The 21,841-nt window shown below is 63.7% G+C and carries 19 protein-coding genes; 2 read left to right on the top strand and 17 right to left on the bottom strand.

The window, feature by feature from the left end; translation table 11 throughout:
* Positions 1-69: 69 nt before the first annotated feature.
* Positions 70-2,391, top strand: a complete 2,322-nt coding sequence (locus FJ936_RS27830; protein WP_140788169.1) for a PAS domain-containing sensor histidine kinase — start codon at positions 70-72, stop codon at positions 2,389-2,391.
* On the opposite strand, the gene FJ936_RS27825 is transcribed toward FJ936_RS27830, so the two are convergent.
* From FJ936_RS27825 to FJ936_RS27760, 14 genes are all read right to left on the bottom strand, one after another.
* Positions 2,375-2,839, bottom strand: coding sequence for a hypothetical protein (locus tag FJ936_RS27825; protein WP_140788171.1), 465 nt, complete (start codon positions 2,837-2,839; stop codon positions 2,375-2,377). The two genes, FJ936_RS27830 and FJ936_RS27825, sit on opposite strands and share 17 nt — an antisense overlap.
* 50 nt (positions 2,840-2,889) lie before the next feature.
* A complete protein-coding gene (locus FJ936_RS27820; RefSeq protein ID WP_140788173.1) occupies positions 2,890-5,850 on the bottom strand; it encodes a bifunctional [glutamine synthetase] adenylyltransferase/[glutamine synthetase]-adenylyl-L-tyrosine phosphorylase in 2,961 nt (986 codons plus the stop codon).
* The gene (locus tag FJ936_RS27815; protein WP_140618542.1) at positions 5,850-7,325 is read right to left on the bottom strand and encodes an ATP-binding protein; all 1,476 of its coding nucleotides are present in this window, start codon (positions 7,323-7,325) and stop codon (positions 5,850-5,852) included. The genes FJ936_RS27820 and FJ936_RS27815 overlap by 1 nt, the downstream gene beginning before the upstream one ends.
* A gap of 8 nt (positions 7,326-7,333) precedes the next feature.
* Positions 7,334-8,008 (bottom strand): response regulator transcription factor, encoded by a 675-nt coding sequence (locus FJ936_RS27810; protein ID WP_181171098.1) that lies wholly within the window; start codon positions 8,006-8,008, stop codon positions 7,334-7,336.
* Between the two features lie 354 nt (positions 8,009-8,362).
* Entirely contained in the window at positions 8,363-9,913 is a 1,551-nt protein-coding gene (locus FJ936_RS27805) for a Do family serine endopeptidase (protein ID WP_141907231.1), read from the bottom strand.
* 132 nt (positions 9,914-10,045) lie between these two features.
* Complete coding sequence (locus tag FJ936_RS27800; protein ID WP_140618546.1) at positions 10,046-10,513, bottom strand: cytochrome c-type biogenesis protein; 468 nt, start codon at positions 10,511-10,513, stop codon at positions 10,046-10,048.
* Positions 10,510-12,495, bottom strand: a complete 1,986-nt coding sequence (locus tag FJ936_RS27795) for a heme lyase CcmF/NrfE family subunit (RefSeq protein WP_140788176.1) — start codon at positions 12,493-12,495, stop codon at positions 10,510-10,512. Before FJ936_RS27795 ends, FJ936_RS27800 begins: the two co-directional genes overlap by 4 nt.
* A gap of 32 nt (positions 12,496-12,527) precedes the next feature.
* Positions 12,528-12,971, bottom strand: a complete 444-nt coding sequence (gene ccmE, locus FJ936_RS27790; protein WP_015318623.1) for a cytochrome c maturation protein CcmE — start codon at positions 12,969-12,971, stop codon at positions 12,528-12,530.
* A gap of 8 nt (positions 12,972-12,979) precedes the next feature.
* Entirely contained in the window at positions 12,980-14,116 is a 1,137-nt protein-coding gene (gene ccmI / locus FJ936_RS27785; RefSeq protein WP_140788177.1) for a c-type cytochrome biogenesis protein CcmI, read from the bottom strand.
* Positions 14,117-14,237: 121 nt separating this feature from the next.
* A complete protein-coding gene (locus FJ936_RS27780; RefSeq protein WP_041163489.1) occupies positions 14,238-14,678 on the bottom strand; it encodes a hypothetical protein in 441 nt (146 codons plus the stop codon).
* Positions 14,679-14,864: 186 nt separating this feature from the next.
* Positions 14,865-16,253 carry an ATP-binding protein gene (locus tag FJ936_RS27775; protein WP_140788178.1) on the bottom strand — a complete coding sequence of 463 codons (1,389 nt, stop codon included), beginning with the start codon at positions 16,251-16,253 and terminating at the stop codon, positions 14,865-14,867.
* A gap of 28 nt (positions 16,254-16,281) precedes the next feature.
* Complete coding sequence (locus FJ936_RS27770; RefSeq protein ID WP_015318627.1) at positions 16,282-16,947, bottom strand: response regulator transcription factor; 666 nt, start codon at positions 16,945-16,947, stop codon at positions 16,282-16,284.
* A gap of 78 nt (positions 16,948-17,025) precedes the next feature.
* A complete protein-coding gene (locus tag FJ936_RS27765) occupies positions 17,026-17,325 on the bottom strand; it encodes a hypothetical protein (RefSeq protein WP_015318628.1) in 300 nt (99 codons plus the stop codon).
* Between the two features lie 170 nt (positions 17,326-17,495).
* Complete coding sequence (locus FJ936_RS27760) at positions 17,496-17,903, bottom strand: DUF3168 domain-containing protein (protein ID WP_015318629.1); 408 nt, start codon at positions 17,901-17,903, stop codon at positions 17,496-17,498.
* Positions 17,904-18,221: 318 nt separating this feature from the next.
* Between FJ936_RS27760 and FJ936_RS27755 the strand changes: the two genes are divergently transcribed.
* A complete protein-coding gene (locus FJ936_RS27755) occupies positions 18,222-19,010 on the top strand; it encodes a fumarylacetoacetate hydrolase family protein (RefSeq protein ID WP_140788179.1) in 789 nt (262 codons plus the stop codon).
* Here FJ936_RS27755 and FJ936_RS27750 read toward each other — a convergent pair.
* The 3 genes from FJ936_RS27750 to FJ936_RS27740 are packed head-to-tail and all read right to left on the bottom strand — an operon-like array spanning position 19,007 to position 21,790.
* The gene (locus FJ936_RS27750; RefSeq protein WP_140788180.1) at positions 19,007-19,822 is read right to left on the bottom strand and encodes an ABC transporter permease; all 816 of its coding nucleotides are present in this window, start codon (positions 19,820-19,822) and stop codon (positions 19,007-19,009) included. The genes FJ936_RS27755 and FJ936_RS27750 overlap by 4 nt on opposite strands.
* Complete coding sequence (locus tag FJ936_RS27745; RefSeq protein ID WP_015318632.1) at positions 19,822-20,655, bottom strand: ABC transporter permease; 834 nt, start codon at positions 20,653-20,655, stop codon at positions 19,822-19,824. The genes FJ936_RS27750 and FJ936_RS27745 overlap by 1 nt, the downstream gene beginning before the upstream one ends.
* 22 nt (positions 20,656-20,677) lie before the next feature.
* A complete protein-coding gene (locus FJ936_RS27740; RefSeq protein ID WP_140663157.1) occupies positions 20,678-21,790 on the bottom strand; it encodes an ABC transporter substrate-binding protein in 1,113 nt (370 codons plus the stop codon).
* Positions 21,791-21,841 lie beyond the last annotated feature (51 nt).

Genomic DNA, 21,841 nt, shown 5'->3' with positions numbered 1-21,841 from the left:
CGGAAGTGCGGTGTTGCCGGATCACCAGCACATAGAAATGCGGCATACTGAAATCGGGGAGTGCCATTTATGGCAAAGGCGGACGCGTGGGGCGCGCCCGGTGGGATGGTTTTTGCGCGTCGCGAGACGCGCGGCGACGGCCTTGCCGGGAATACGCGGCTCATTGCCGAACCGGCCTACAAGCGGCTTCTGGCGGCCGAACCGCTGCTGCGCCGGTCGATACCGGCCCTCATCGTCATCTTCCTGCTCGTCATCGCGGCGCTGCGTGTAATCTCGCTGATGAACGAGCGCGACGACGTGGAGCGCGATGCCAAGGCTATCCTGACGCTGGCCGCCGCGCAGCTCGCCAGTTCGCTCGCCACCACATCGGACACGCTGCCGGGCGCCTCCCAGGACCTGCTGGAGACCACCAGCCGTCAGGGCGCCATGGGCCGCAGCCATGTGCTGGTCATCACCGACAGCGCCTTCAGGATCACCGCGGTGACGCCGCGTTCGGTGCCCTGGCAAGGCCATTCGCTCGACGGCCTCGTCCAGGGCGGCCAACCTCTGTTCATGTTCGGCGACCGGGCTGGCGTCATGGAGGTCAACATCGGCGGGCAGGACTGGTACGCGGCGGTCAGCCTGAGCAAGGACAGGAAGGGAGCCGCGGCGGCGCTCGTCCCCCAAGAGGCGGTCTTCGACACGTGGCGCAAGACCGTCTCGCTCAACGTCACCCTGTTTGTGCTGACGGCCGGCGTGCTGATCATCATCCTCTATGCCTATTTCGGACAGGCGGCGCGCGCGCAGGCAGCCGACCGCATCTATGTCGAAGCGCATCAGCGTATCGACATGGCGCTGGTCCGCGGCCGCTGCGGCCTGTGGGACTGGGACATGGTGCGCGGCAAGATGTACTGGTCACGCTCGATGTACGACATGCTCGGCTATGAGCCCTGCGAGACGATGCTGTCCTTCGGCGAGGTCGACGAGATCATCCATCCCGAGGATGGCGACCTGTTCGAACTCGCCAACAGGATCGTCGCGCGCGAGATCGACCACATCGACCAGGTGTTCCGGATGCGGCATGCCGATGGCCAGTGGGTGTGGATGCGCGCCCGCGCCCAGGTCATGGACCCGGAAGCGCCGGAGATCCAGCTCATAGGCATCGCCGTCGACGTCACCGAGCAGCGCCACCTGGCGCTGCGCTCCGAAGCGGCCGATCTTCGCCTCAGGACCGCGATCGAGAACATCAATGAATCCTTCGTGCTGTGGGATTCGGCTCAGAACCTGATCATGTGCAATTCCAAATACCAGCAGGACAACGGGCTCTCGGACCGCGACGTGATGCCGGGTGTGACGCGCGCTTCCCTGGAAGAACGTATGCTGGCCTTTGCTTCCGAGCGCCGGCTCGCCAACACCAACGGTCCGCAGGGCGGCGCCACGTTCGAGCGGCAGCTGTCCGACGGCCGCTGGCTGCAGGTCAACGAGCTCAGGACCAGGGACGGTGGCATCGTCTCGGTCGGGTCCGATATCACCCAGATCAAGCTGCACCAGGAGAAACTCGTCGACAGCGAACGCCGGCTGATGGCGACGATCCATGATCTCAGCCTCGCCCGCCGTGCCGAAGAGGAACGGGCGCGCGAACTGGTCGACCTCAACCGCAAATACATGAAGGAAACCGAGCGCGCCGAAGCGGCGAACCGGGCCAAATCCGAATTCCTGGCCAACATGTCGCATGAACTGCGCACACCGCTCAACGCCATCATCGGCTTCTCCGAACTGATGGAACAGGGGCTGTTCGGTCCGTTGGGCTCGGAGCGCTACGAGGAGTACGCCACCGACATCAACAGCAGCGGCAAATATCTGCTCGGCGTCATCAACGACATTCTCGACATGTCCAAGATCGAAGCCGGCCAGTTCTCGCTGGACCAGGAACAGATCGACCTCGGTCCGCTGATCAGCGAGACGGTGCGTGTCGTCTCGCTGCAGGCGGCGCAGAAGGCGATCACCGTGGAAACGCGCATTGCCGACGCCTTGACTTTGTTTGCCGATCGCCGGGCGATCAAGCAGATCGTCATCAATCTCCTGTCCAACGCGGTGAAATTCACCGGCCAGGGCGGCCACATATCGGTCAGGGCCCGCAACACGTCAGGCGCGCTGGTGCTGACGATCGAGGACAATGGCTGCGGCATCCCGAAAGAAGCCCTCGGCAAGCTGGGGCGCCCCTTCGAGCAGGTGCAGAACCAGTTTTCCAAAAACCATGCCGGCTCCGGCCTTGGCCTTGCCATTTCGCGCTCGCTGGCCGAGTTGCAAGGCGGTGCACTGAAGATCCGTTCGACCGAAAGTGTCGGCACGATCGTATCGGTGCGTATTCCCGTGAAGAAGGCGCCAATGGCGGTCAAGGCCGCGGCCTGAGCGACAGGCTCCGGTCGACGACCTCGGAGCCTTTCGGCAGTTCGCCCTTCTCGATCTTGCCGTCATTGTTCTTGTCGAGCATTGCGAAAAGCTTCTTTTCGCGGCCGGTGATGTCATCCGATGTCAGCGTGCCGTCGCCCTTGCTGTCGTAACGGGCGATGATGCGCCTGGCCATGCGTTCGAAGCGCGCCTTCTCCAGCGCGTCGGCGAGTTGAGCGACAGTCAGCTTGCCGCCATTGTCAGCGACAAGCTTCTTGAGCCGCGCGTCCATGACATCGGAGAACTGGTCGAAGGTGATTTTGCCGTCATTGTCCTTCATCGCCTTGTCGAGCCGCATCATGGTGCGCTCACGCACGTTGGCGCTGTCGAGGTTCTCGGCATAGGCCGCGCCGCCAACGGCTCCGGCCAGGGCGATGTAGGCAAGTGCGAGCTTGGTTGTCTTTCTCATGGTTTTCTCCTGTTGCATCGTCACCCCCGATGCGGCCGAACGGTCGTTGGTCACGACCCTCCGGCACGAAGCAGAAGGTCGAAATCCTTCCTGACCTTTTGCGACGTCTCCTTGAGATGTGCTTCCAGCACACCGAAATCCGGCAGGTCGGTGACCGCCAGAAGCAGATCCGAAAGCCCCGGCGGAACGTCGTCACGTTCGAACGGTCCGGTAAGGCACAGCCGCGTCATCTGGGTCAGTGCCAGATAAAGGGCGTAAGCCTCGCCAAGGTCCTGCCGGATTACGGCATTGGCGAAACGGGGCGTCAGACGAGACAGGATCTCGGCCGTACCGGTGGCGCGTGGCCCGGCCTCGACCTGCCCAGTGATGACAGCCACCTGGGCGATGAATTCGAGATCGATCAGACCGCCCGGTATGAGCTTAATGTCCCACAGGTCGCGGGGCGGTTTTTCCTGCTCGATCATGGTGCGCATGTCGGAAGCTTCGGTTTTCACCTTCGCCGCGTCGCGTGGCTGACCGAGCAGCGCGGCGACCTCCGCTTCAACCTCGGCGCAGAGGCCGGCGTCGCCGGCAATCGGCCGCGCCCGCGACAGCGCCATGTGTTCCCAGGTCCAGGCTTCCTGGCGCTGGTATTTCTTGAAGGCATCGATATGGGTGGCGACCGGTCCCTTGTTGCCGGACGGCCGCAAACGCAGGTCGAGCTCATAAAGCACACCTTCCGCCGTCGGCGCCGATACCGCGGATATCAGCCGCTGCGTCATGCGGGTGTAGTAGTGCGACGGCGCCAGCGGCTTTTCACCATCGGAGTCCTCGGCGTCCGCATCGTGATCGTAAAGCAGGATGAGATCGACATCCGATCCGGCCGTCAATTCGCGGCTGCCGAGCTTGCCCATGCCGAGCAGCGAAACCACGCCACCGTCGATCGTGCCGTGGCGCACCGCGAATTCGGCGATCACCGCTTGCAACGCCGCCGCAATGGTCAGGTCCGCAAGATCGGAGAAAGCGCGGCCGGCGCGGGCCGGGTCGATCGAGCCCGCGAGCAGCCGCACACCGATGAGGAATTTCTGTTCGGAAGCAAATATGCGTAAGCGGTCGAGCACGTCCTCATAGGCCCTGTCGCCCTCGAGGAAGGCGGAAAGCCGCCCCGAGAGATAGGCGCGGTCTGGCAGCTCGGTCAGCAATGCCGGGTCGAGCAAGCCGTCGAAGACATGCGGCCGGCGAGTGATGATGGCCGCCAGCCTTGGTGCCGCGCCCATGATCGTCGCCATCAGCTTGAGCAGTGCGGGATTCGACTGCAGCAGCGAAAACAGCTGGATGCCGGCCGGCAGGCCGGCGAGGAACTCGTCGAAACGGACCAGCGCCTCGTCGGCCCGGCGCGTCTGGCCAAAGGCCTTGAGCAGTGCCGGCGTCAGTTCCGTCAGCCGCTCGCGCGCCTCCGCCGACTGGGTGACGCGATAGCGGCCGAAATGCCAGCCGCGGATGACACGGCAGATATCGCTCGGCCGCTGAAAGCCGAGGCCGTGCAGGGTCTGCAGCGTGTCCGGGTCGTCGACGTCACCGGTGAAGACCAGGTTGCCGATGCCGGCCGAAAGCTCGGGCGCGGTTTCGAACAGCGCCGCATAGTGGCGCTCGACCTGCTGCAGCGAGGCACGGAAGGCCCCGGCGAACGCGGCGGCGTCGGCGAAGCCCAGCATGCGGGCGATGCGCTCCAGCCCTTCATCGTCTTCCGGCAGCGTGTGCATCTGCTCGTCGGCCACCATCTGGATGGCGTGTTCGACCCGGCGCAGGAACCAGTACTGGAGGGCGAGTGCGTCTCTTGCGTCCGATGTGATCCAGCCTCGGGCCGCGAGCTGACCGAGCATCGGCACGGTTTCGCGGCCGCGCAGCTCCGGAAAGCGGCCGCCGGCGATGAGCTGCTGGGTCTGGACGAAGAACTCGATCTCGCGGATGCCGCCGCGCCCGAGCTTGACGTTGTGCCCCTTCACCGCGATCTCGCCATGGCCCTTATGGGCATGAATCTGGCGCTTGATCGAATGGACGTCGGCAATCGCCGCGTAATCCATGTATTTGCGCCAGATATAGGGCTGGAGCTCCTTGAGGAAGGCATCGCCCGCGGCGAGATCGCCGGCCACCGGGCGGGCCTTGATCATCGCGGCACGCTCCCAGTTCTGGCCGCGCGCTTCGTAGTAGCGAAGCGCGGCTTCAACCGGGATAGCCAGCGGGGTGGAGCCGGGATCGGGACGCAACCTCAGATCGGTGCGGAAGACATAGCCGTGCTCGGTGCGGTCCTGCAGGATGCGAACCAGCCGGCGCGTCAGGCGTGAGAACAGGTCGGTGGCGTCGAGAGGATCGACCACGGCGGGTGCCTCCGGATCGAAGAACACGACGAGGTCGATGTCGGAGGAGAAATTCAGCTCATGCGCGCCGAGCTTGCCCATGCCGAGCAGGATCCAGCCCGATCGATGCGAGGGGTTGTCGAGGTCGGGCAGCTTGAGCTTGCCCTGGCCATGCGCGTCACGCAGCAGGAAATCGACTGCCGCGCGGGTGCAGGCGTCGGCGAGATCGCTCAACCGCCTTACGGTCAGCGAGGTTTCGGCTTCGCCCGAAAGATCGGCGAGCGCGATCAGGAAATGCGCCTCTGCCTTATGCCGGCGCAGCGCCATCATCAGGCCGGATTCCGAGACCGTTTCGGCCAGCGGCGCCTGGTCGATCGCGGCGGTGATCGCCTTCAGACGGGCCTCTATCGGCAGGTCGAACAGCCCGTCCAGGATTTGCGGCCGGCGGCGCGCCGTGTCGCGCAGGAATGGCGAAAGGTCGAAGACAGCGGCGAGGAGATCCTGCGCCTTCCCTTTGCCGGCCAGGAATTTGGCCACCCGTGTCAGCCCCTCTTCGCGCGCTGCGTCCGCGATTTCGGCCAGCTCCTGTCGTGCCCGAACCGCGTCGAGCGGGACAAGCGGGGTTTCCAGGCTGAGCAGCCAGTCTGTCTTGCTCCGCTTGGCAACGGCCGCCATCAGTGATCCTCGCGTGCCGGGAAACTCATGACCACGGATAGTCCTGGATTGCCAGGCAGCAGGTCAAGCCGGCCGTAATGGAATGTCATGACCGCCTTGGCGAGACTGAGGCCAAGGCCGGAACCAGGCTGCGAACGGCTCTTCTCCAGCCGCACGAAGCGCTCCGTCGCCCGGGCGCGATCGGCGTCGTCGGGAATGCCCTGGCCATTGTCCGTGACGGAAAGCCTGATCTCGCCATGCGTGCGTTCGAGCTTTACACGGACCGCCGGCTTGGACGTCGAATCGGTCGAGTACTTGATCGCATTGTCGACGATGTTGGAGAGCGCCTGGCCGATCAGCTCGCGGTTGCCGTCGACGACAAAAGCACCATTCACCTCGGCGTCCAGCGAAACGCCAGCCTCCTCGGCCACCGGCTCATAGAGTTCGACGACATCACGGACGGCCACCGCCAGATCGACGCGGCTGGTGTGCTCGGAAGAATAGCCCGCCTCCAGGCGGGAGATCATCAGGATGGCGTTGAAGGTCTTTATCAACTGGTCGGACTCGGCGATGGTGCCTTCCAGCGCCTGTCGATAGTCCGATGTCTTCTGCTTGCCGGAAAGCGTCGCTTCGGCCCGGTTGCGCAGCCGGGTCAGCGGCGTCTTGAGGTCATGCGCGATGTTGTCGGAAACCTGCTTGAGGCCTTCGTTGAGCGTGGCGATCCTGGCCAGCATGGCGTTGAGGTTTTCCGAAAGCCGATCGAACTCGTCGCCGGCGCCGGTTACCGGCAGCCGGCCGGAGAGATCCCCGCCCATGATGCGCCGGCTTGCCTCCGATACGCCATCGATACGCTTCAGCGCCGCGCGGCCGACAAAGAACCAGATCAGGATGCCACCCAGGGCCATCATGCCGAGCGCCAGCATCAGCGAACGGCGGATGACGGCACGGAACCGCTCTGGTTCCCCGAGATCGCGGCCGACCAGCATGATCATCTGGTTCGGCAGCCGCAGCACCAGGGCAATGGCGTTGTGGCCCTTCTCGCCCTGCGCTTGCGTGTCGCTCTGGTCGGGCTGTGCGGTCCCCTTGTCGGCAGGCAAATTGCGTAGACGGTCGAGTTCTCCCTCGCCAAAGCGCTGATAGGAAAAAGGGCTGGTGGTCCAGCCTTCGTTTTCGAGAACGCCCGGCTCGAGGCTCTGCACGTTACCGGTCAGGATCTGGCCGTTGGCATCGGCGATCAGATAGAGATTGGCGCCGGGCTGCCGCGAGCGGGCCTCGACCACGCGGACCAATACCGGAAGGCCACCGCGCTGATAGGCGCGGGCAAGGCCGAGCACCTCGTCGTTGATGGTCTCCTGCGTCTGCCCGGTCAGCATGCGCGCCGAGAGCGAAGTCATATAGAGGACGAGCAGCACCGCGCAGAGCGCGAAGAGCAAGAGATAGAGCGCCGAAAGCCGCGCGGCCGTCGTCTTCATGATGGCGGGCACGGAAAGCGCCATGCCGCCGCCTAGCCGCCCTTCAGCATGTAGCCGGCGCCGCGAACGGTATGCAGGATCGGCTTGTCGAAGCCCTTTTCGATCTTGCCGCGCAGCCGGGAGACGTGGACGTCGATGACATTGGTCTGCGGATCGAAATGATAGTCCCAGACATTTTCGAGCAGCATCGTGCGCGTCACAACCTGGCCGGTATGGCGCATGAGATATTCGAGCAGGCGGAATTCGCGTGGCTGGAGCGTGATCTCACGGCCCGCCCGGCGGACAGAATGCGATAGCCTGTCGAGTTCAAGATCGCCAACCCGGTAGACGGTCTCGGCCTCCTTGGCGCTGGCGCGTCGGTTGAGCACCTCGACACGAGCCAGAAGTTCGGAAAAGGCATAGGGCTTGGTCAGGTAATCGTCACCGCCGGCGCGCAGGCCGGTGACCCGGTCATCGACTTCGCCCAGCGCCGAAAGGATGAGCACCGGCGTCGTGTTGCCCCTGGAGCGGAGGGCGGCAATAACCGACAGGCCGTCGCGGCGCGGCATCATCCGATCGATGACCATCACATCGTAGTCACCCGCATCGGCAAGCGCAAAGCCAGTCTCGCCGTCACCCGCAACATGCGCGGTATGACCGGCTTCGGTGAAGGCTTTCTGCAGATAATCCGCAGCCTCGCGATCGTCTTCTATGACGAGAATCTTCATAGGGCCGTTATACGCGATTTCGCTTGAAGGTTGAGTAGCCGGCATCTGCATTTTAGCCTTTGCCAAAGCGCATCGCGATCAAGACGATCGAGAGCGTACGCGATAAAATCTTTGTTCCGTGGCGTCGTTAGGCCGAACATGCCAGTTCCCGGTCATGTCGTTACCTGCAACCCGGGACCAACCGGCATCGGGCACGAGGGCCTGAGTGGGCAGCCACATACGGGCGCGGCAGCGGGCGATGGGAAGCCCGCTGCCGCTGAAGGAGAGCGCGATGACTGACTAACGGGCTCTCCTTCTTACTTTCCCCATGCGGCGACTCGGGGGTGTTGAAACCGCCGCATTGGAAAAGTCGTCTCAGCCCTTGGCCACCGGCACCGCGACGAAGCGGTTGTTGTCGTCACGGGTGATCTGCATCAGCACCGCCTTGCGTCCGGATTTGACCGCATCGGCCATGGCCTTGGTGACGTCTTCGGTGCCATTGACCTCCGCCGAGTTGACCGCGGTGATGACGTCGCCCGGCTGGATGCCGCGATCGGCGGCGGCGCTGTCGGGGTCGACGTCTGTCACCACCAGACCCTTGCCGTTTTCAGACTTGGTGACGGTGAGGCCGAGATCGGCCAGGTTGTCAGGCTTTGCCGGAGCGGCAGGCTGCTGTTGCTGGTCGTTCGAGGCCTGCTTGTCGCTCGCCGGCAGTTTGCCGAGATCGACCTTGACCGTCTGGCTCTTGCCATCGCGCCAGACCGTGACATCGACCGACTTGCCTGGCGAATAGGCGCCGATCAGGCGGGCGAGTTCCTTCGGCGACGCAACGTCCTTGCCGTCGACCTGGGTGATCACGTCGCCGGCTGATATGCCGGCCTTCTTGCCGGGGCCGTCGTCCTGGGCGCTCGAAACCAACGCGCCATTGTTGGACTTCAGGCCGAGCGATTCGGCGATGTCGGAGGTGACCGGCTGGATTTCGACGCCGAGCCAGCCACGCTGCACCGCACCGCTCTTCATCAGGTCCCCGACGACCTGCTTGGCGGTCGAGGCCGGAATGTCGAAGGCGATGCCGACGCTGCCGCCGGAAGGCGAGAAGATGGCGGTGTTGATGCCGACCACCTGGCCGTTGAGGTTGAAGGTCGGGCCGCCTGAATTGCCGCGGTTGACCGAGGCGTCGATCTGGAGGAAATCGTCATAGGGGCCGGCGCCGATATCGCGGCCGCGCGCCGAGACGATGCCCGCGGTCACGGTGCCGCCGAGACCGAACGGATTGCCGACAGCCACGACCCAGTCACCGACACGAACCTTGGAATCGTCGGCGAAGTCGACATAGGTGAACTTGCCGCCACCATCGACCTTGAGCACGGCGAGATCGGTGCGCGGATCGGTGCCGACCAGCTTGGCGTCGAGTTCCTTGCCGTCATTGGTCACAACGGTGAAGGCGGTGCCCTCTTCGACGACATGGTTGTTGGTGACGAGGTAACCGTCTTCGGAGATGAAGAAGCCGGAGCCCTGCGCTACCGGGCGCGGCTCGCCGTTGTTGCGGTCGCGATGTCCGAAGCGACGATGACCTTCGTCGTTCTGGCCGCCCTGGTCACCAAAGCCGCGGAATTCCTTAAAGAAACGACGCAGCTGCGGATTGTTGGGAAGATTGTCGAGGCCGTCCTGATCGTCGGAGCCATCATCGGCGGTCGGCTGGAGCTTGGCCTTGACCTTGACGCTGACCACGGCTGGCGACACACGCTCCACGACATCGGCGAAGCTCGGAACCTGCGGGGCCTCGACGCGCACGGCGTCAGCGAGAACGGGGCTGGTTCCGCTGGTCAGCGCGCCAACGCCGATCGCACCGGCGACCGCGATAGACGCGGCAGCAGCCAGAAGATGCTTGCGTGTGCGAAAATATGAATCGGGGGCAATATTCATGGATCTCTTATCCTCTTTCAAGCGGACGCGCCTTGATCGGCATCCTCAAGGAACGAGAATTAGGGAAGCGCACATTACGACGCCATTTCCGGCACATGAAACTTTGGTAATGTTGGCGGGCGACGGCAGCCGTCAGTCGCGGCGGAGGATCGCGTCCAATGCGGCCTGCTCTTCGACCGAAAGCGCTGCCGTTGCCGGAAGCCGGCGCGACCGCGCACTGAGCACTATAAACACGCCGCCGGCCAGAAGCAGGAGAACCGGCGTGCCCCACAGCAGCGCGTTGCGCAGATCGAAGCGTGGCTTCAGCAGTACGAACTCGCCGTAACGCGAAACCACATAATCCATCACCTGCCGGTCGGTATCGCCCGCGACAAGGCGTTGTCGCACCAGCACACGCAGGTCCCTGGCAAGGTCCGCATCGGATTCGTCGATCGACTGGTTCTGGCAGACCATGCAGCGCAGGCCTTCCGACAGCGCCCGCGCCCGCGCCTCGAGTGCCGGGTTGGCCAGCATCTCGTCAGGCTTCACCGCCATTGCCGTTCCGGCGAAGAACAACGCCAGCAACAAGACCATCGACGTCAACGAAAGCCTTGCCCTCATGGCAGGCCCGCCGGCGCCACCGCCTGCTTGCGACGGCGTGAAGGCGCGCCGACCCGCAGGCGCCTGTCCATCAGCGACATCGCCGCACCCGCCATCATCACCAGGCCGCCGCCCCAGATCAGCGTTACCAGCGGCTTCCACCACAGACGCACCACGACCGAGCCGTCCTTGCCCTCGTCGCCGAGCGAAATGTAGAGCTGGGAAAGGCCAATAGTCTTGATGCCGGACTCCGTCGTCGTCATCTGCCGCACCGGATAGAAACGCTTGGCGGAGCTGACTTCACCGACAGGGCTGCCGCTGACGCCGATCAGCTCGAAACGCCCGCGATCCTCGCTGTAGTTCGGTCCCTGCGCAGGATAGAGCCCGACGAACCGCACCGTGCGGCCGGAGATTTCGACGGTTTCACCGGCATGCATGGACAGGATCTTCTCCGTCCCGAAGCAGAGCGTGCCAACAATGCCGAGCACGGTCAGGCCGAGGCCAAGATGCGCGAAAGCAGTCCCGAAGACCGAGCGTGGCAAACCAACCAGACGCCTGACCATTGTCGGCGCGGCGACATTGCCGACCCCCGCCTTGGTGGCGAGGTCGGTCAGCGCGCCGAGGATCAGCCAGACGCCGAGGCCGACGCCAAGCGCGGCAAGCACCGAAGCGCCGTCGATGAACAGGACAGTAACCAGCGTCGCAAGAAGTGCGGCTGCGAACGCGGCCATCAGCCGCTGCGCAACGCCGAAGACATCGCCGCGCTTCCAGGCCAGCAGCGGCCCAAAGGGAACCATCACCAGCAGCGGCACCATCAGCGGGGCGAAGGTGAGGTTGAAGAACGGCGCTCCGACCGAAATCTTGTCGGGCGAAAAAGCCTCGACCGCCAGCGGATAGAGCGTGCCGACGAGCACCGTGGCGGTCGCCGTGGTCAGGAATAGATTGTTGAGGACGAGCGCGCCTTCACGCGAAACCGGATGGAAGAGGCCGCCTGCCGTCAGCTTCGAGGCGCGCAGCGCAAACAGCGCCAGCGAGCCGCCGATAAACAGCGTCAGGATGCATAGGATAAAGACGCCGCGCGTCGGATCGGTGGCAAAGGCATGGACGGAAGTCAGGACGCCCGAACGCACCAGGAAGGTGCCGAGCAGCGACAGCGAGAAGGTGAGGATGGCGAGCAGCAGCGTCCAGATCTTCAACGCCGAGCGCTTTTCCATGACGATGGCCGAATGCAGCAGCGCGGTGCCCGCCAGCCACGGCATGAAGGAAGCGTTCTCGACCGGATCCCAGAACCAGAAACCGCCCCAGCCGAGTTCGTAATAGGCCCAGTACGATCCCATGGCGATGCCGCCGGTCAGGAACATCCAGGCGACCAGCGTCCATGGCCGCACCCAGCGCGCCCAGGAGGCATCGATGCGACCCTCGATGAGGGCGGCGACCGAGAAGGAAAAGCAGATCGAGAAGCCGACATAACCGAGATAGAGCATCGGCGGGTGAATGGCGAGGCCAAGATCCTGCAGGATCGGGTTGAGATCGCGGCCTTCGATGGGCGCCGGATTGAGCCGGATGAAAGGATTGGAGGTCACCAGGATGAACAGGAAGAAGGCAGCGCCAATAGCGCCCTGCACGGCGAGCACATTGGCGCGCAGCGTCGCCGGCAAGTTGGAGCCGAAAGCGGCGACAAGCGCGCCGAAGAAGGTCAGGATCAGCACCCAGAGCAGCATCGAACCTTCGTGATTGCCCCAGGTTCCAGTGATCTTGTAGATCAGCGGCTGCAGCGAATGCGAGTTCTCCCAGACGTTCGCCAGGGAAAAATCAGAGCTTGCATAGGCGCTCGCAAGGGCCGCGAAGGACAGCGCCGTCAACGCGAAACCGGTCACCGCGACCGGACCGCCGACCGCCATCAGGCGCTGGTTGTTCAGCCGCGCGCCACACAGCGGCACGATCGTCTGCACCAGTGAAAGCGCGAACGCCAGAACCAGGGCGAAATGTCCGGTTTCAACCATTCGCGCGACTCACGCTTGCTCTTCCGCCAGAGTTACTCACTCTTGCTCTCCTGCCAGACGCCCTTGGCCTTCAGGCCGTCGGCTACTTCCTTGGGCATGTAGCGCTCGTCGTGCTTGGCCAGAACGCTGTCGGCGACAAAGACGCCGTCAGGGCCGAAGGTACCCTCGGTGATGACACCCTGCTCTTCGCGGAAAAGGTCGGGCAAGATGCCGGTATAAGTCACCTTGACCGATTTGTGGGTGTCGGTGACCGAAAAGGCAACTGTTGCGCCCTGGCCGCGCTGGATGGTGCCTTTTTCGACCAAACCGCCGAGCCTGATGCGCTGGCCCGGCTGAACGCTGGCGGTGGTCAGATCGGCCGGCATGTAGAAATAGGATGCCTTCTGGCCAAGCGCATAGAAGGTCAGCCCGGTGGCGGCACCCAGAAAAACCAATCCGCCCGCGATGACCGACAATCGTTTCTGCTTGCGCGTCATACCCAATTCTACTCCGTCGCCGTCAAGCCGAGCGAGGCGGCAAAGGCGGTGAATTTCTTGGCTTCGTCACTATCGGCGCCAAAGACCGCAATGGCGCGGCCCAGCGCATCGCGCGCCTGATCGGCCTTGCCCAGCACGACATAGGAACGGACCAGCCGCATCCATCCTTCCGGGTCGCGCGGATTTTGACGAAGTTTGTCGTCCAGGCCGGCGACCATGGTGTTGATCATGGCTTCCCTGTCCTGCTGCGACATGGAGGACGCCGCGTCGACATCGGCGGCATCGGGGCCTTTCGCGGTCGTGCTGGAGGCGACTTCCGGGCCGCCGGATTTGGCCAGCGCCTGTTCGACAGCGCCGCGCCACGGCGAATCCGGCGGCAGCGTACCAAGCATAGCCTGCCAGGCCGCGGCCGCTTCCTTGCCACGACCCTCCTGCGCCAGTGCCATGGCCAGATAGAAACCGGCTTTCGCATTGGCCGGGTCAAGCTTCAAGGCCGCCTCGAAGGCATCCTGGGCATCGGCCGAAACAATGCCGCCCGCCGCACCGGCGATCGCCTCGCCGAGACCGGCCTGACGGACAGCGCTGTCGCCGTCGAGGCGAATGGCGTTGCGGTAGGCCGCCGCGGCGTCGGCAAAGCGCTGCATACGCAGATAGACCGGCGCCAGCACGTCCCAGCCCCTGCCGTCGGAAGGATTGGCGGCAAGATGGGCCTCGGCGCGCGCCACCAGCTCATCGACCGTACTGTCGGCGGGGTTCTTGGCCAACCGCTCACTGAGCGGCTGCGACGGCAGGTCAGGCGAGCCGATCTGACTGTAGAGCCCCCAACTGACCAACGGAACCGCCAGCACCGCAACGGTCGCGACAAGCCGTACGGTGCCCGATGACCTGCCGGACGCCTTGGCCGCCATATCCGCGTTGCCCAGGCGAAGGATGCGGCGGGCGATCTCGGTGCGCGCCTCGGCCGCTTCAGCGGGCCCGATCAAACCGCGCCCGGCATCGCGGTCGAGTTCGGACAGTTGATCGCGATAGACTTCCAGATCGTGATCGCCGCTCGATGATGCGCCCTTGGAGGCACCAGCCAACGGCAAAAGCACCGCCAGGCTGGCGCCCAGCGTGAGAATTGCGGCTATGACCCAGAACAGCATGGTTCTTCCAATAACGGCAGAGCCCTGCCCTGCCAACACAGGCATCCTGCGACGCTTTGACGGCACGCGCCGAATGTCGCGATCGAAATCCACCGGCCGGATCGCAACGAGACCCGGCTGGCTATGTCAATGGCGTCCAACTGCCGTCGGCATTGCGGCAGGCTGTTCCGTGCGCCGTGACGCTGGCGCCGCCCGTGAACACCGTCTGCGTGTATTGGCGGCAATCCTGCGAACCGACGCGGTAAGGCTGGGCAGGGACGACCTCGCCATAGCGTGAGGCCTGATCGCCCTTCCAGGTCACCTTCTGGCCGCTGGTGTTGTATTCGAGCGCCTTGTATTCGGCCTCGAGCGCGCTGCGCTTCTCCGTGTCGCTCAGACCGTTGCCGATCGACCCGCCAATGAGGCCGCCGCCCATGGCGGAGATGATCGACTTGGTAACGACCTTGCCGCCGGCCGGAGGCGTCGAGGCCGGTGTCGCCGCCACGGTCGGACCCTTGCCGCTCAAGGTGGTGCAGCCCGACACGGCCAGCAATGCGGAAACAAGCGCGACGCGAATCTTCATGCCAACAACCGGTTTTCTTGAGTTGGAGCCTGCCATGGATGCGCCGGGGGCCGCGTCATCGGAGAAGTAGGCGTGGCCATAGTGTTGATATTTGTCGGAAATTTGGCCACTGGCGGCTGCTCTGGGGTCAATCGATATGCCGCCACAATATGCGCCTTCCATTGCTGCCGATTGGCCTGGGTAGCATTACTGCAGGCTCCGCAATCGCACCGTCGCCTTCAGTCCGCCCATGCCGGACCGCTCGAGTGCCAGGACGCCTCCATACTCGTTGACGAGATCGGCGACAATGGCAAGGCCCAGGCCCGTCCCAGGCTTGGTCTCATCGAGGCGCCGCCCTCGCTTCAGCGCTTCACGGGCCCTATCCTCGGGAATACCCGGTCCGTCGTCCTCGATGCTGATCTCGAACAGGCTCTCATCCTTGCCGGCGAAGGGCACGACCGAGATCGCGACAGCACTCCTTGCCCATTTCACCGCATTTTCGAGAAGATTGCCAAGCAGTTCCTCGAGGTCCTCGCGTTCGCCGGCAAAGACGATCTCGGTGGCCGGCAGCGACAGCGACAGGCTGGTCCGCGGGTTCAGCTTCTGCAAAACGCGCACCATGCGCTGCACCAGCGGTGCCACCGGCGTGCGATAGACGACGCTGTCGCGCTGCGCCGCGACGCGGGCACGCTGCAGGTAATGGTCGATCTGCTTTTGCATGGAGGCGGCCTGCTCGGCGATCAACTGTCCCTTGGCGCCGCCAAGCGCCCGGCCCTCGTTGAGCAGAACGGCAAGCGGTGTCTTCAGGGAATGGGCGAGGTTGCCGACCTGGGTGCGCGAGCGCTCGACGATGCGTTTGTTGTTTTCTATCAAGGCGTTGGTTTCGTTGGCTAACGGTTCGATCTCGGCCGGGAAGCGGCCGTCGAGCCTCTGTGCGGTGCCCTCGCGCACCATGGCGAGTGCGTTCCGGACCCTGCGCAACGGCTGCAGCCCGAGCAGGATGGCGATGGCGTTGATGGCGATCATGCCGATGCCGAACAGGCCGAGATAGGTCAGCAGGCGGCGCTGGAACGTTCCTATTTCCTGCTCCAACTCGGTCTTGTTGCCCATGACGCGGAAGCGCGCGGCGCGGTTCTTCGCGTCGAGAACGAATTCGCTCTCGAATACGACCAGCTCCTCGCCATTGATTCCTTGCGCGGCATAGCTGCGCTGGAAATTGGCGTTGAAGGGAACATCCGCCACGTCCGGCGACGGGATGGTCCGGGTCATGGACGACGAGTGAAGATCGCCATGCACGCCTTCCGAGGCGGGCTCGACGGACCAGTACCAGCCCGAATTCGGTTCCGAGAAACGGAGATCGCCAAGATCGGGGGAGCCGGTCAACGCGCCGCTGTCGGAGATGCCGATGGAGCCGATCAGGTTGAACAGATGCGCCGACAACAGGCTGTCGAAGCCCCGCTCGCTGGCCTGACGGTAGAGCGTTGTGATCAGGGTGAAGATGACGACCAGGGTCAGGATCGCCCACACGGTGGAGAAGGCGATGACGCGGAACGTCAGCGAGCGCGGCCACGCGCGCAACGAGAGCCGTCTGCCCACGGTCGGTTTGGTGGGGAGCGGTTCCGCCTTACGCCTCCGGCTCGCGCATGCGGTAGCCCATGCCGCGTACGGTTTCGATCATGTCGATGCCCATCTTCTTGCGCAATCGTCCGACAAAGACCTCGATGGTGTTGGAATCGCGGTCGAAGTCCTGGTCGTAGAGATGCTCAACCAGTTCGGTGCGCGAAACGACCTCGCCCATGTGGTGCATCAGATAGGCAAGCAGCCGGAATTCGTGCGAGGTCAATTTCAGCGGCACGCCGTTGACATCGGCCTTCGAAGCCTTGGTGTCGAGACGCAGCGGCCCGCAGGTCAGTTCCGACGAGGCGTGGCCGGCCGCGCGGCGGATCAGGGCCCTGACGCGCGCCAGCACCTCCTCGATGTGGAACGGCTTGGTGACGTAGTCGTCGGCGCCGGCGTCGATGCCGGAGACCTTGTCGCTCCAGCGGTCACGCGCGGTCAGGATCAGCACCGGCATCTTGCGGCCGCCGCGACGCCAGCGCTCGACCACGCTGATGCCGTCCATCTGCGGCAGGCCGATGTCGAGCACAACGGCATCGTAAGGCTCTGTGTCGCCGAGGAAATGGCCCTCCTCGCCGTCGAAGGCACGATCGACGACATAGCCGGCATCGACCAGCGCATCCGAGATCTGCCGGTTGAGATCCTTGTCATCCTCGACGACGAGTACGCGCATACGGGGACCAATGCCTGTTGATTGAAGATTTCAGATATAGGCCGATTCCGCCGGCCTGGGAAACGGAGGGAAGAGCGGTCAGTTCTGCGGAACGACGATTTCGGAGCGGCGCGGACGTTGTCCGTCCTTGCCGGGCACGAGCACGACGATGACGCAGACCGGCTGGCCGCCACGCGTCGATGCCGAAGCCTTGGCGAGCGTTCCGCCATTCTGCTGAGCCACCTGCTGACCGATCGCATAGCAGTCGGATGCAGCCAGGACGATCGGGCTGGCCTGGTCGGGCTCGATGACCGGTATCGCCATTGCCTGCGACGCAAACAGCCCGGCGGCACTAAGCGCCAGGGTCGCGGTTCGGAAATGGGAGCGAAGCGTTTTCATGACCCGCGTTGTAACGCATCGGTGCTGAACGTGAAATGAACAGTGAACGGCCCTGAAACCATGCTCGCCACACCCCTGCAACACGAGACAGACATCTTGGATTTCACCGCCCCCCAGTGAAACCCGCGAAAGCTCAGTCTAGACTCCGTTTCGGTGATATTGAAAGTGCGTCAGGCGTTTTCCTGCGTCAGCGCACGGAATCGCAGCAGGCCATGGTGGACAAGGAGTTCCTCATCGTAACGCGCCTCGCTGAATTCCAGCGACAGCCGCGTCTGGCCACGCGGGCCTATAACCAACACCGCTCCGGCAAGCCGCGCCTTGATGGCATCCATGATCGCCCGCGTCTCGGCCTCGCCATGCGCCTTCGACCAGACATGCAGCGTGATCAGCTGGTCGTCGTTGTTCTCGGCGCCGGTGTCCCAGTCAAAGGCAGAAGTCTGGCCTGAAGTCACATAGGGAAAGGCGACGTTGTCGGTTGCCCGCTCGAGCAGTCCGGCGCCGCCCAGCAGCGCCGACAGCGACGCATCGCTTTTCAATCTTAGAAACAGGGCCTGCTGCAAATCGCCGGGCGCGGTCATCGTCCATTTCCTCAAGCCGTTGCGCCACCGACAATGCTTTTCCAAAGCCTGCCCATGTCCGCATCCCTTCTCAGATATAGCGGTTCGCCACGCGAAGACGATGGCGATTCGTCATCGGAATCATGAACGCCGATGATCTCGAAAATGCGACTTGCCGACAATCTCGTCGGCCGGCGCGGTAGAGCCAAATTGACCATGAGCTTGCCTCCGATTGTCTGGTCACGCGATCTTGCCCCATATAGGCTCGTCCATACGACGGAATGTTCCTTGCCGGCTTGGCCGGACAGAGGGGCATGTTCCCGATTTCCGGAGCTGATCATGCTCGATCCAGAAAAGGCCAGGGCCGCGTCACGTCTGCTGGTAGGCCATTGGGACAATGGCACCCATCTCGACGCCATACCCGAGGAACTGCGGCCGAAAACGCGCACCGAAGGTTACGCCATCCAGTCGCATGTCATGGAGCATTCGGCGGCCCCGCTTTTCGGCTGGAAGATCGCGGCAACCAGCCTGGCCGGTCAAAGGCATATCAACGTCGACGGCCCGATGGCCGGGCGTCTGCTCGCCGAAAAAGCGGTCGAGGTCGGCGGGATCGTCTCGCTGGCGACGAGCAAGATGCGGGTCGCCGAGGTCGAATTCGCGTTCCGTTTCGGCCGCCGGATCACACCTCGCGCTGGGCCTTATGAAATCGCTGATGTGATGGGCGCCGTGGCGACCCTGCATCCGGCGATCGAAATACCGGACTCACGATATGATGATTTCTGCGCTGTCGGCGCGCCGCAGCTGATCGCGGACAATGCCTGCGCCAATCTGTTTGTCATCGGCCAGCCTGCCGAAGACGATTGGCGCGACGTGAACCTCGCGGAGTACCCGGTGACCGGTCTCGTTTCGGGTAAGTCGCGGCACGACGGAACGGGCGCGGCTGTCCTCGGCGACCCGTGCATCGCCCTGACATGGTTGGTCAATGAGCTGTCGGGGCTTGGCATAGCGCTCCAGCCGGGACAAGTGGTGATCACCGGAACTTGCGTGACACCGATCAGCGTCGCCGCCGGTGACGAAGTCATTGGCGATTTGGGCAGGTTCGGCAAAGTGTCGGTGCGGTTCGTCTAGACCGGGTTGCTCCCCCGGTTCAGCCTGACCACGACGCTCCTCACCGCCAGAACCAGCACGGTAATGATGATCAAAATCACCGACAGTGCGGCGATCGCCGGGTCGATGTTGTCGCGTAGTCCCATCCACATCAGGCGCGGCAGCGTGATGGCGTTGACCGAGGTGATGAACAAAGTGACGCCGATCTCTTCCCAGGACAGCACGAAGGACAGCAGCGCCGCGGTGACGATGCCGAACTTGACGTTGGGCATGATGACGCGCGTGGCGCGCTCCCAGACACTTGCGCCAAGCCCCCGCGCGGCAAGGTCGATGCGTCGGTCTAGCTGGCTGAGCGAGACCAGGATCAGCACCGTCGCGAACGGCACCGTCATCACCGAATGCGCCATGGCAACGCCGAGCCAGGTATCGTAGCCGAAGAAGGAACTGACGCCCGAGATCGAGGTGAGCAGGAAGTAGAGCGTGACCGCCGAAACCACCGGTGGCACCACCATCGGCAACAGCACGAAGCCGACGAGGGTCGCGGTGAAGCGCGGCTGGAACATCCAGACGCCGAGGCTGAAGCAGAGCGCCAGCACAGTTGAAATGGCGCTGCTGACGATGCCGATGCGGATCGAAAGCAGGATCGACTGGAGCCAGCGCGGATCCTCGATCAACGATCGGTAGTGGCGCAACGACAATTCGCCCGTCGGCATCGCCAGCATGCGGCTCGGCGTCAGCGACACGGGAATGACGGCCAGCAGCGGCAACAGCAGGAACAGCGCCACCAGGGCGGCGATAACCAGCGAGACAGGACCGGGGCGATAAGTCGGCATCAGATCAGCTGCTTTGGTCTGACATAACGAAACAAGAGCGCCATCAGCGCGCCGACGAACAGTACCAGCACGACGCTGATCGCAGCCCCCAGCCCCCAGTCCGGGCTCTGGAATATCCTGAGATAGATCAGTTCGGCGATCATGACGCTGCGCCCGCCACCGAGAATCGCCGGCGTGACGAAGAAACCGAGCGAGAAGACGAACACGATCATCGCGGAGCCGATAATGCCGGAGCGCGTCATCGGCACGAACACCGTCCAGAAGGTGCGCATGCGGCTGGAGCCGAGGCCGCGCGCGGCGAGCAGAACACGCTCGTCAAGGCTGCGCATGGCCGAAGCCAGCGGAAAGACGGCGAAAGGAATGAGGAAATGCGTCATGCCGACAATGACGCCGAATTCGTTGCGTACCAAAGTCAGCGGTTCGGAGATAAAACCGATCGACTGCAGCCAGGTGTTGATCAGGCCGCGATTGGACAGCAGTGCCACCCAGCCGAAGGCGCGTGTCAGCACCGAGATCCAGAACGGCACCAGGATGCAGAATTCGGCGATGAGGCGCTGCGCCGGGCTGCCGCGAACCCAGACGACCGTAATAGCATAGGCGGCGGCGACCGACACTATAGTGACGATCGCGGCGATGCGCAGCGTGCGGATGAACACCGACTGGACCAGATCGTCGGTGAGCAACGCCTCGTACTGGCCAAGCCCGGGCGTCGGCAAGGTGAAACTCCATTTCACCACGCCGAGAAATGGCCAGGCATAGGCAAGGCCGAGAAAAAGGAGCAGCGGCGCCATCAACAGCGCCGCGCCCATCCTGTCGGAGAGAACGCCTCTCATGTTAGATCAGCATCGCCGCCGGTCAGGCGGAGATGATCTTGGTGTATTCGTCGAGCGCCGGCCCATAGTTCTTGGCGTACCAGTCCATGTCGAGCGGGATCTGCTTCTTCATGTTCTCGGGATCGACGGGGTTGATGCGCTTCTTGTCGGCGGGGATCAGCGCGTCGGCCGCCGGATTGGCCGGACCCTGGCCGAGCTTGTCGAACATGACGAGCTGCTTTTCCGGATCCTGGGCGCTGGCGATGAACTTCATCGCCGCATCCTTGCCGCCGGGGTTGTTCTTGAGCACGGCCAGTGCGCCGGGCGAGATCAAGCCCTGGTCCCAGATGAACTTGATCTTGCCGCCGGAATCCTGCTCGATCAGCGAGGCGCGCGTCGACCAGACGATCGCCATGGAGGCTTCGCCATTGAGCAGCACGCTCTGGCTCTCGGCGCCGCCGCCCCAATAGGCGACGACGTTTTCCTTGAAGGCTGATATCTTGTCATGCGCACGTTTTAGGTCGAGCGGGTAGAGCGAAGCCGGCGCGATGCCGTCGGCCAAAAGGGCCGCTTCCCAGCTCGACACGCCCCATTTGTAGAGCGAACGCTTGCCCGGGAATTTCTTCACATCGAAGAAGTCGGCCATGCCGGTCGGTGCATCCTTGCCGTATTTCTCGGAATCGTAGGCGATGACATAGGAGAAGAAATAGGTCGAGGCGGCATAGTCCCAGCCGAAGCCCGGCCGCATCTTCTTTTTGTCGACGATGTTGTAGTCGATCGGCTCGAGCATGCCTTGCGCGCCGAGCGTAATGGCCGAGAACGGGTCGACATCGACCAGGTCCCAGGTCGGGGCGCCGCTCTTGGATTGCGCGGCGATCGCGCCTTCGGTCGGGCCCGAGCCGTCCATCTTGACGGTGATGCCAGTGTCCTTGGTGAAGGCCTGGCCATAGGCCGCGTCGTAGGCCGTGATGGCATCGCCGCCCCAGTTGACCAGCACAAGTTCCTTTGCTGCGGCAAAGGCACCGGTCGAGCGCAGCAGCATCGGCGTGCCGGCGAGCACGAGGGCAGCGAGTTGCGTGAACTGCCGACGCGAGATCTCGCCGCGTCTCGTCCTTTCGGACAGCGTTTCGATGGCCTGTTTCTTGGTGTCGTTCATGTCAGTTCCCCTTTGTTTTCGTTGATTTTGATTCCGGAAGCCGGTGCGGCT

Source organism: Mesorhizobium sp. B2-4-13 (genome assembly GCF_006658535.1).
GTDB classification, from domain to species: domain Bacteria; phylum Pseudomonadota; class Alphaproteobacteria; order Rhizobiales; family Rhizobiaceae; genus Mesorhizobium; species Mesorhizobium australicum.
Note: the sequence above shows the minus strand (reverse complement) of the source record. Positions and strands in the feature narration are given on the sequence as shown.